This is a genomic window from Vibrio plantisponsor (assembly GCF_013041605.1).
Taxonomy (GTDB): domain Bacteria; phylum Pseudomonadota; class Gammaproteobacteria; order Enterobacterales; family Vibrionaceae; genus Vibrio; species Vibrio plantisponsor.
This window is the reverse complement of sequence record NZ_JABEQC010000034.1, coordinates 1-1,259: the sequence shown is the minus strand read 5'-3', so window position 1 is coordinate 1,259 and position 1,259 is coordinate 1. Positions and strand designations below refer to the sequence as shown.

1 protein-coding gene is annotated in these 1,259 nt (G+C 44.7%); it reads left to right on the top strand.

Annotated elements, in window-relative coordinates; all coding sequences use genetic code 11:
- The first annotated feature begins 73 nt into the window (after window positions 1–73).
- A protein-coding gene (locus HKI82_RS20320) for an IS3 family transposase (protein ID WP_171139016.1) occupies window positions 74–1,251 on the top strand; the annotation gives its coding sequence in 2 pieces (ribosomal slippage) (window positions 74–341 and window positions 341–1,251; 1,179 coding nt in all).
- The last annotated feature ends 8 nt before the right edge of the window (window positions 1,252–1,259 follow it).

Below are 1,259 nucleotides of genomic sequence, written 5' to 3'. Positions count from 1 at the left end.
TGTAGTGGCATAGTGAATTTGGCCACCTGATTAGAGGTGTTAAGATACACTTCATAGAATGACAGGTGAAACTATGACTAAGCGAACCAGACGTACTTTCAGTGCGGAATTTAGACTCGAAGCAGCGCAACTTGTTCTCGACCAAAACTACACCGTTGTTGAAGCCGCAAAAGCCATGGGCGTGGGTAAATCGACAATGGATAAGTGGGTAAGGCAACTTAAACAAGAAAGAAAGGGAGTGACTCCCCAAGCCTCACCGATGACACCAGAGCAAATTGAGATACGTGAGCTTAAGAAAAAACTAGCTCGTCTTGAAGAACACAATGAAATATTAAAAAAGGCTACAGCTCTCTTGATGTCGGACTCACTGAACAACTCGCAATAATCGAGAAACTCAGGCAGAGCTTTAATATAACCACCTTGTGTCATGTGTTCAGTGTCCACCGCAGCAGTTACAAATACTGGCGTTGTCGCCCTAAACGTGTATCCCCTGAGTTGGTGAAACTAAAAAGTCTCATTAAAGAAGTTCATATGGCAAGTAATGGCTCTGCTGGTGCAAGAAGCATTGCCGATATGGTGACGGCTCAAGGAATAAAACTGACACGCTATCGAGCTTCTAAGATAATGAAATTATTAGGGTTGGTAAGCTGCCAAACACCGAATCATCGTTATAGAAAGGCATCGCAAGAACACGTAGAGATCCCCAACCATCTATCTCGACAATTTGCCGTTACCTCTCCAAACCAAGTCTGGGTGGGAGATGTGACGTATGTCTGGACGGGACAGCGGTGGATGTACCTTGCTGTCGTCATTGATTTGTTCGCGAGAAAGCCGATTGGTTGGGCTATGTCAGTCTCTCCCGATAGCAAGTTGACGGGAAAAGCACTCGCTATGGCGTTCGAGTCAAGAGGTAAGCCGAAAGGCGTGATGTTCCACAGTGATCAAGGAAGTCATTACACAAGTCGTTTTTATCGACAACTGTTGTGGCGTTATCAAATCAAACAAAGCTTATCTAGGCGTGGTAATTGCTGGGATAACAGTCCGATGGAACGGTTCTTCAGAAGTCTAAAGACAGAATGGGTACCCGTGTCGGGTTATCGGAATTTTAGCGAAGCAAAAGAGAATATAACTCGGTACATCACGGGCTATTACAGCCAACTCAGGCCACATCAATATAATGGTGGGCTGACACCCAATGAATCTGAACTACTGTATTGGAAAAACTCTAAAACCGTGGCCAAATTTAGTTGACCACTACA